We start from the raw sequence: 8,025 nt of genomic DNA on the forward strand, positions 1-8,025 counted from the left end.
CGTACAACTCGTCGAGGAACACCGACGGCCCACGCAACCGACGCTGCGCCGGCCCCCACCAGTGCCCGCTGCCGAACAGCAGGGACTTGGCCCGGGTGAACGCGACATAGCCGAGACGGCGTTCCTCCCGTTCCAGATAGGCGTCACAGTCGGCGGCGAAGCCGGCGAGGTCGGGCTTACCGAGGCCGGGCAGCACGGGCAGATCGTCGGCATCCCCGCGCAGGGCCGTGGGTAGCACCGACGGCGATGTGGTCCACTTCGACCGGACGGTAGTGATCGGAAAAACCGTGTGACTGAGGTTCGGCACGGCCACGACCTCCCACTCCAGCCCCTTGGACTTGTGGACGGTCATCAGCTGGACGGCATCCGCGCCGGACGGGCTGGTCGCGTCCAGACCACGCTCGTGTTCCTGCGCGGCACGCAGGAATGCCAGGAACGCACGGACCGAACCGTCGTTGTCCAGACCGGTGAAGCCCGCCGCGACGTCGATGAACGCGGCAAGGTTGTCACGGCGGCGGGCCGTGACCGCCTCGGGGCTCGCCGCCAGTTCCACGTCCAGACCGGTGACCTCGACGATCCGGTAGATGACGTCCAGCAGTGGCTCGTCGATGTGGGCCCGCAGATAGCGCAGTTCCGCACCGAGCATCCGCAGCCGGGCCCTGGCCTGGGGCGACACCTGTGGGCCCGGGTCGTCCAGCACGTCGGCGAGCGCGACCACGTCGCAGGGGTCGATCCCGAGCACCGCCTCATCGAGCGCATCGGTCGGCAGCGCTTCGCCCGCCGGCTGGTGGGGTACCAGAGGGTCGGATCCAGTCTGGTCGAGGGGGGCGGTGCGGGCCACCCCGACCCCGACGGCCTCACGCGCCGCGCGCCCTAGCGCCGCGAGATCACGGCGGCCCAGCCGCACCCGCGGACCGGTGATCAGCCGCGTGAGGGCCGCGTTGGCCGTCGGATCGTCCAGCACCTCCAGCGTCGCGATGACGTCGGCTACCTCCGGCAGACTCAACAGACCGCCGAGGCCCACGACCTCCACCGGCAGTTCAGCCGCTAGCAGGGCCGCGTACAACGCGGGGACGTCGCGACGCGCCCGCACGAGTACCGCGCACTCCCCCGGCCGTGCGCGGCCGGCACTGACGACCTCCCGCAACGTCGCCGCGATCCAACGAACCTCCTGCGACCAGGTCGGATGCAGCGCGATAACCGTTTCGCCACGGTCTGCGACGTCGTCGCGCGGACGCAGCCGCGCGACGCGGTGTCGGGCCCGCAGACCGGCCGCGACCGCGTTGGCCAGGCTCAGCAACCGCCCACCGCTGCGTTGGTTGACCGACAGCTCGTACACCCGCGCCGGCCCGCCGCCACAGCGCGGGAAATGGTCCGGAAAGCCGTCGAGGTTCGCAACGGACGCACCACGCCAACCGTAGATGGCCTGGCATGGATCGCCGACGGCCGTCACCGGATGACCACCGCCGAACAGGCCTGCGAGCATCTGCCGCTGCGCTACGGATGTGTCCTGGTACTCGTCCAACAACACGACCCCGGCCCGGGAACGCTCCGACGCGCCGACCGCCGGCACGGTGGCGGCCAGTCGGACGGCGTGGCGGACCAGATCACCGAAGTCGATGACGTCGAGCTCGCGTTTGGCCGCGCGGAACTCCGCGACCATTGCGGCGAGCTCCCGGCGGGACCGGGCGACCAGGGCCATCCGGCCGAGAGCGTCGACATGACCTTTGTTACGCGGCCGTTCCCGTTCGGCGATGAGCACCGTTTCGATCTCGGCCAGCCAGCCGAGATCGAAACCAGCCAACGCGCCCGGTTCGACAAGGTGCTCGCTGCATTCCGCGTCAAGGGAGATGATGTCGCCGACGAGCATCGACAGCGGCCTGGTCAGCGCCGCGACCGGTCCGCGGTGGCGGCGCAGCACCCGCCCAGCGAGCTGGTAGCGGGTTGCGTCGGCAAGGAGGGTGAAACCCGGTTCCAGGCCGAGCCGCAGCGCGTGGTCGGTGACCAGCCGTTTCGCGAACGAATGGTAAGTGGACACGACCGGCTCGCCGGGCTCGCCGTCACAGGTTTCGCCCCCCGTTACGCCAGCGGCACCCGTGAGACCGGATTTCTCCAGGCCACGGCGGATCCGGTCGGTGAGTTCGCCCGCGGCCTTGGTCGTGAAGGTGAGCCCGAGCACGGCGTCGGGCGCCACCTGACCGGTCACGACCAACCACACGACCCGGGCGGCCATCACCGAGGTCTTGCCCGAACCAGCCCCGGCGACGATCACCCCGGGCTCCAGCGGAGCGGTCGCCGCCGTGATCTGCTCATCGGTGAACGGCACCCCGAGGAGATCACGCAGCTCCGCCGGCACCAGGTCCAGCCCCGTCGGTCGAGCCGCCGCAGCCACGGTCATGTGATCACCTGCTGTCCCTCATCCTGGGCTGGGCAGCACCGCCGAAACGTGCATGTCGGGCAGGACGCGCCCGGACGTGGCGGGAAGCGCTCCGCGTCGATGTGTTCGACCGCGTCCAACAGCAGGTCGTCTACCCAGGTGGGGCCGTCGACCGGCAGTGCCTCCTGACGTTGGACCTTCGGTGCCCGAGCCGCCGGGGTCGCAACCGGCGGCTCGGGCACCGGCACCGGCACCGGCTCTGGCACCGGCACCGGCACCGGACCTGACGCCGCGTCAAGACGCAGGTGCACCAGTTCCGCTCCGCCGGGCTCGGCTCGGGCTCCATCGACGTCGCACGCCACCGCTCCGTGACGAACGGCAAGCTGATAGGTGCCGAGCTGCGGATGACGCGCCACATCCGAACTGGACGGAGCCGTCCGACCCGTCTTGAAATCGACGACGTGTACCCGGCCGTCATCGTCCAGCTCGATGCGGTCGATGAAACCCCGTAGCTTCACCGTCCGTCCGCCCACCACGATGTCGCAGCTGAACGGGACCTCGCTGGCCACCAACCGCCGATGGCGCGTGGCCGCGTGCCACACCAGGAACCGGGCCAGCGCCTGGCGCGCCGCCGCCCGCTGCTGCTGGGAACGCCACGGCGCCTCATAGGCGAGATGGCGCCACACCCGTTCCAGCCGGGCGTCGAGCGCGTCGAGGTCGGGAGCGGTCCGCCCGGTCGCGACCTCGTCGGCGAGTGCATGCACGACCTTGCCGAAACCCATGTCGGAGCTGGTCGCGGCCTGCGCATGCGCCTCGTGCTCAAGGAACCAGCGCATCGGACAGGTCGCCAACACCGACAGCGACGACCCCGACAATCGGATGGGGGTGTCCGCGGCGACCGCTGGAACGTCGCCCGCAGTCACCTCGGCCAGCCCCCACCACCGACCTGGACGGGCGGAGGGGACGAGCGGCCGACCCACGTCGTCAACCGCGGCCGCGAGCCGCGCCAGCCGCACCGATGCGGCCGCCCGCATCGCCGGCGTCGAGGCCGGGTCGACCGTGGTCCGGCGCAGCGCCGCAACCGCCGACGACAGTGTGAGCGGACGGGCCAGCCGGGAACGGTGCATGGTCACCGAGACACCGAGCGGTCCCGCGTCGCACAGTTCACGAAAGAACCGGCTGGGACCCGCACCCTGATCCTCGGTGGAGTCGACCGCGGTGACGACAAGCCGGCGCCGTGCCCGGGTCAACGCAACGTAGAACAGCCGACGTTCGTCCGCAAGAAGTTCGGTGCGGGTCGCGGCCTCACGCATCCCCCCGCATTCCGGGCGGTCCAGGCGTTCGGACTCCAGCAACGAGTGGCGGGTTCGCAGGTCCGGCCATTGCCCGTCCTGGACGCCGCAGACGACCACGACATCCCATTCCAGGCCTTTGCTGCGATGGGCGGTCAGCAACCGGACCACGTCCGCCCGGGCCGGACGCTCGGTCAGCGAATCACCGGTGATCTGCTGCTGTTCCAGTTCGTCCAGGAGTGGGCCGATGCCGGTGCCGGGTCCGTGCCGCACGCTCGAGCGGCCGATGGTCGCGAACAGCGCGACCAGGGCGTCCAGATCACGGTCTGCCGCCCGGCCGGCGGCCCCGCCCGCGGCGGACGCCCGTTCCAGTCGGGCGGGCCAGCCGGTGCCCGACCACAGCACCCACACGACGTCCTCGGGCGTGCCGCCGCCGTCGCGCACCGCGCGCGCCGATCGCAGCAGCTCACCCAGGCGCCGGGCCGGGCCCGCGATGTGGTCGGGGACCATCAGCAGGGTGCGGTCGGGGTCGGCGACGGCCTGCCGGATGAGTTCCGCCGACGACGCCGGCACGGCCGCCGTGGGCGACGATGCCGGCACGGCCGCCGTGGCCGGGTCGCCCACGTGGGTGGCGACTACGGCACGATCGATCACGGCACGATCGATCACGCGCAATGCACGGCCCAGCGCCCGCAAGGCGGTCGGGTCGGCACCACCCAGCGGACCGGTCACCAACGTCCGGGCCGCCTCGGCGGTCAGCTCCCGGCCGGGGTTGTCGACGCAGCGCAGCGCCAGCAGCAGCGGCGCGACCGCACCATCGCGGGCCAGCGGCAGTTCATCGCCTGCCACCTCGACCGGCACGCCCGCGGCGGTGAGCATCCGCCGCAGCGGGGGCACCGACCGGGCCGCGCTGCGCACCAGCACCGCCATCCGGTCCCACGGGGTGCCGTTCTCCAGATGCTCCCGGCGCAGCAGGTCGGCAATGCCTTCGGCCTGAGAGCCCTCGGATGTGTACGTCCGGGCCTCAACGCGTTCCGCACGGCGTGCCTCGGAGGTTCCCGACCCGGTTTCGCCGCCGGCCGCGATCAGATCCCGATGTGCGCGCAGGTATTGGGCGGGCAGACCGGTCGCGGGGATACGGCTGGCGATCTGCCGGCTGACGGCGAGCGCCACCGGCCCCAGCCGTCGGCAGCGCCGCAGGGCCACCACCTCGGCCGGGAGCCCGTCCGCGCGGGGAAACCGGGTCGGGAACGCCAACAACCCGCGCACCTCCGCCCCGCGGAACCCGTAGATCGACTGGTCCGGATCGCCGACGACGACGAGGTCGCCACCACCCCCGGTGACGGCCCGCAGCAGCCGCTCCTGCGCGGGGTCGGTGTCCTGGTACTCGTCGACGAAGACAGCCTGATAACGGCGACGCAGGTCAGCACCGACGTCGTCGCCTTCGGCGACCGCGGCGGCCCGCTGGACCAGCTCGGAATAGTCGATCATCCCTTCGAGATCAAGCGCGTCGAGGTAGTCGGCGTAGAAGGTCGCCATCGCGGCCCAGTCATCCCGGCCGGTCCGCCGAGCCAGTGCGGCAAGCGCGTCCGGGCTCAGCCCCACCTCACGGGCCCGGGCGAGCATGGCTTGTACCTCCTCGGCAAAGCCCCGGGATGTGAGACAGCCCGCGAGCGGGGCCGGCCATCGCGGCCGGCCGACCTCCACCGTCCCGGCAAGAAGATCACGAAGCTTGGTGTCCTGCTCGGGCCCGGACAGCAGTCTCGGCGACACACCACCTGGGTCGGCCGGTCGGCCCAGCCGTAGAACGGCATAGCACCAGGCGTGAAAGGTCCAGGCCAACGGGGCGCCGACGGCGGCGCGCAGCCGTCGGGTGATGCGTTCGCGCAGCTCGTGGGCGGCCCGCCGGCTGAAGGTGAGCACCAGGATGGACTGCGGGTCGAGCCCGTCCTCCACCCGCCGGGCCACCGCCTCGACGATCGTGGTCGTCTTACCCGTACCCGGCCCGGCCAGGACGAGCAGCGGACCGCCGGTGTGATCGACGACACGGGCCTGGTCGGCGTCGAGGACCGGCGGGCGCGGGCGCGCCGGCGGGGTCCGCACGAGCCGATATGCCGGCGGACCAACCGCGGTCGGGACCGCCCGCGCCGCCAGCCGGGGAACCCCGGCCGTGCCCTGGTGGGCGCTCACCCGATCCTGGTGGACTGTCACGCGCACAGCACACCATGCGCCACCGACAGAACCGGACGGTCCCACCCTCGGACGCTCGAAGCCTGTCAGGGGGTTGTCCGGCCGTCCCAGCGGGCCGCGCCCAGATCCACCCGCTCCCCGCCGGGACGCAGCACCGTGCCCTCGGACGCCAACCGTCGCAACGCCTCGTCCGGAGCGCTCGGGTTCGGTGCGCCGGTGGAGCGGATCACCCGGTGCCAGGGGATGTCGTCATCATGACCATGGCGGGAGAGCACCGCGCCGACCGTTCGGCCCGTCCCCGCGCCCACATACTCGGCGACATCGCCGTAGGTCATCACCTTGCCGCGGGGAATGCGCGTGACCGCCGCAAGGACGGTCATCGCGTACGGGCTCGGCCGGCCGCCGATGACGATCCGGGTGGCGAGCCCCGCTGACACACTGAGCGGCGGCTGATGCCGCAGCTCGTCCCCGACCATCGCGACACCTCACCAACCGCCGGGGCCGGCCGGGCGCGGACCGCCCGGCCGGAAGGCCGCAAGCAGCTTCTCAGTACACCGGTAGGGACTTGTCGACCTGGGTCGCCCAGGCGGTCACACCACCCTGGACGTGCACCGCCGAGGAGAACCCCGCGGCCTTCAGCGTCGCCAGCGCATCGGCCGAGCGGACACCGCTCTTGCAGTAGACGACGACCCGGCGGTCCTGCGGCAGCTCGGAAAGGTGCGCCGGCAGCTCACCCTTGGGGATGAGGCGCGCCCCCGGAATGCGGACGATCTCCCACTCGGCCGGCTCCCGGACGTCGACGAGCTCGATCGGCTCGCCGCGGTCGAGCCAGTCCTTCAGCTCTGCTGCAAGGATCGTCGAACCGGCCGCCGCCTGCTGGGCCTCATCCGAGACGACGCCGCAGAAGGCCTCATAGTCGATCAGTTCGGTGATGGTCGGGTTCTTGCCGCACAGCTCACACTCCGGATCCCTACGCACCTTGATCGAACGGTAGCTCATCTCAAGTGCGTCGTAGACCATGAGACGACCGACCAACGGCTCGCCGATCCCCGTCAGCAGCTTGATCGCCTCGGTCGTCTGGATCGACCCGATCGACGCGCACAGGACGCCGAGGACACCACCCTCGGCGCAGGACGGCACCATGCCCGGCGGGGGTGCCTGGGGGTACAGGCAGCGATAGCACGGGCCGTGCTCGGCCCAGAAGACGCTCGCCTGCCCGTCGAACCGGTAGATCGAGCCCCAGACATATGGCTTGCCGAGCAGCACGCAGGCGTCGTTCACCAGATAGCGGGTGGCGAAGTTGTCCGTGCCGTCCACGATCAGGTCGTACCGGCTGAAGATCTCCATGACGTTGGATGTGTCCAACCTGGTCTCATGCAGGACCACGTCGACGTACGGGTTGATCTCCAGGACGGTGTCCCGGGCCGACTGCGCCTTGGACCGTCCCACATCCGACCGGCCGTGGATGATCTGCCGCTGCAGGTTGGACTCGTCCACGGTGTCGAAATCGACGATGCCGAGCGTTCCCACCCCGGCTGCGGCCAGATACATCAGGGTCGGCGAACCCAGCCCGCCGGCACCGACGGCCAGCACCTTCGCGTTCTTCAGCCGCTTCTGGCCGTCCATCGCGACATCCGGAATGATCAGATGCCGGGAGTACCGGCGGACCTCGTCAATGGTCAGGTCGGCCGCGGGCTCGACCAGGGGCGGCAGGGACACGATCTCTCCTCGCGGTCACAGCGGCGACATCCATACATCCGCCGTACATCCGGTATGGATCCGTGTAGATCCGACACCATCGTCGCCTCCCATCGTCGCAGGCGACGGACGCACTCGTCCGGGATCCGCTGTACGGGATCGACGCGGTGCCCTCGTGACGGGAACGCCATCCATCCCAGCGCGCGGGCGGGCCGGGATGTTCCCCGCCCCCACCCGGATATGATCGCAACGATGTCAGGCGGTCCGGTGACGGACCGTCGAACCTGTGGACGTCGCCGCTGTCCCGGCTTTCTTCGCCCGCGTGCTCCGGCTGCCCGCGACTTTCCGCCCGGCTCCCGCGTCCCCGGCGCCATCGGGCGCGGCGCCATCGGGCGCGGCGCCATCGGGCGCGGCGCCATCGGGCGCGGCGCCATCGAGCGCGGCGCCATCGAGCGCGGCGCCATCGAG

General features: G+C 71.3%; 5 protein-coding genes. All 5 read right to left on the reverse strand.

Annotated elements, in window-relative coordinates; genetic code table 11:
• Positions 1 to 2,398 (reverse strand): ATP-dependent helicase (locus U9977_RS06410; RefSeq protein WP_322748249.1); only part of this gene is annotated, 2,398 nt, incomplete at its 3' end.
• The gene (locus U9977_RS06415) at positions 2,395 to 5,823 is read right to left on the reverse strand and encodes an ATP-dependent helicase (RefSeq protein WP_416210492.1); all 3,429 of its coding nucleotides are present in this window, start codon (positions 5,821 to 5,823) and stop codon (positions 2,395 to 2,397) included. The genes U9977_RS06410 and U9977_RS06415, both read right to left, overlap by 4 nt.
• A 122-nt stretch (positions 5,824 to 5,945) precedes the next feature.
• Entirely contained in the window at positions 5,946 to 6,335 is a 390-nt protein-coding gene (locus U9977_RS06420; protein ID WP_322748250.1) for an MGMT family protein, read from the reverse strand.
• A gap of 70 nt (positions 6,336 to 6,405) precedes the next feature.
• Positions 6,406 to 7,578: an adenylyltransferase/sulfurtransferase MoeZ gene (moeZ, locus tag U9977_RS06425; protein WP_322748251.1), complete on the reverse strand. Its 1,173-nt coding sequence runs from the start codon at positions 7,576 to 7,578 to the stop codon at positions 6,406 to 6,408.
• A gap of 234 nt (positions 7,579 to 7,812) precedes the next feature.
• Positions 7,813 to 8,025, reverse strand: a 213-nt coding sequence (locus tag U9977_RS06430; protein ID WP_322748252.1) for a hypothetical protein, incomplete at its 5' end; no start/stop codon positions are given.

It is taken from the genome of Protofrankia sp. Cas8 (genome assembly GCF_963555845.1).
Taxonomy (GTDB): Bacteria; Actinomycetota; Actinomycetes; order Frankiales; family Frankiaceae; genus Protofrankia.

What these genes read in the sequence shown, in the direction of transcription:
- U9977_RS06420 (WP_322748250.1), bottom strand. Translation starts at nt 6,335, where the DNA reads ATGGTCGGGGACGAGCTGCGGCATCAGCCGCCGCTCAGTGTGTCAGCG.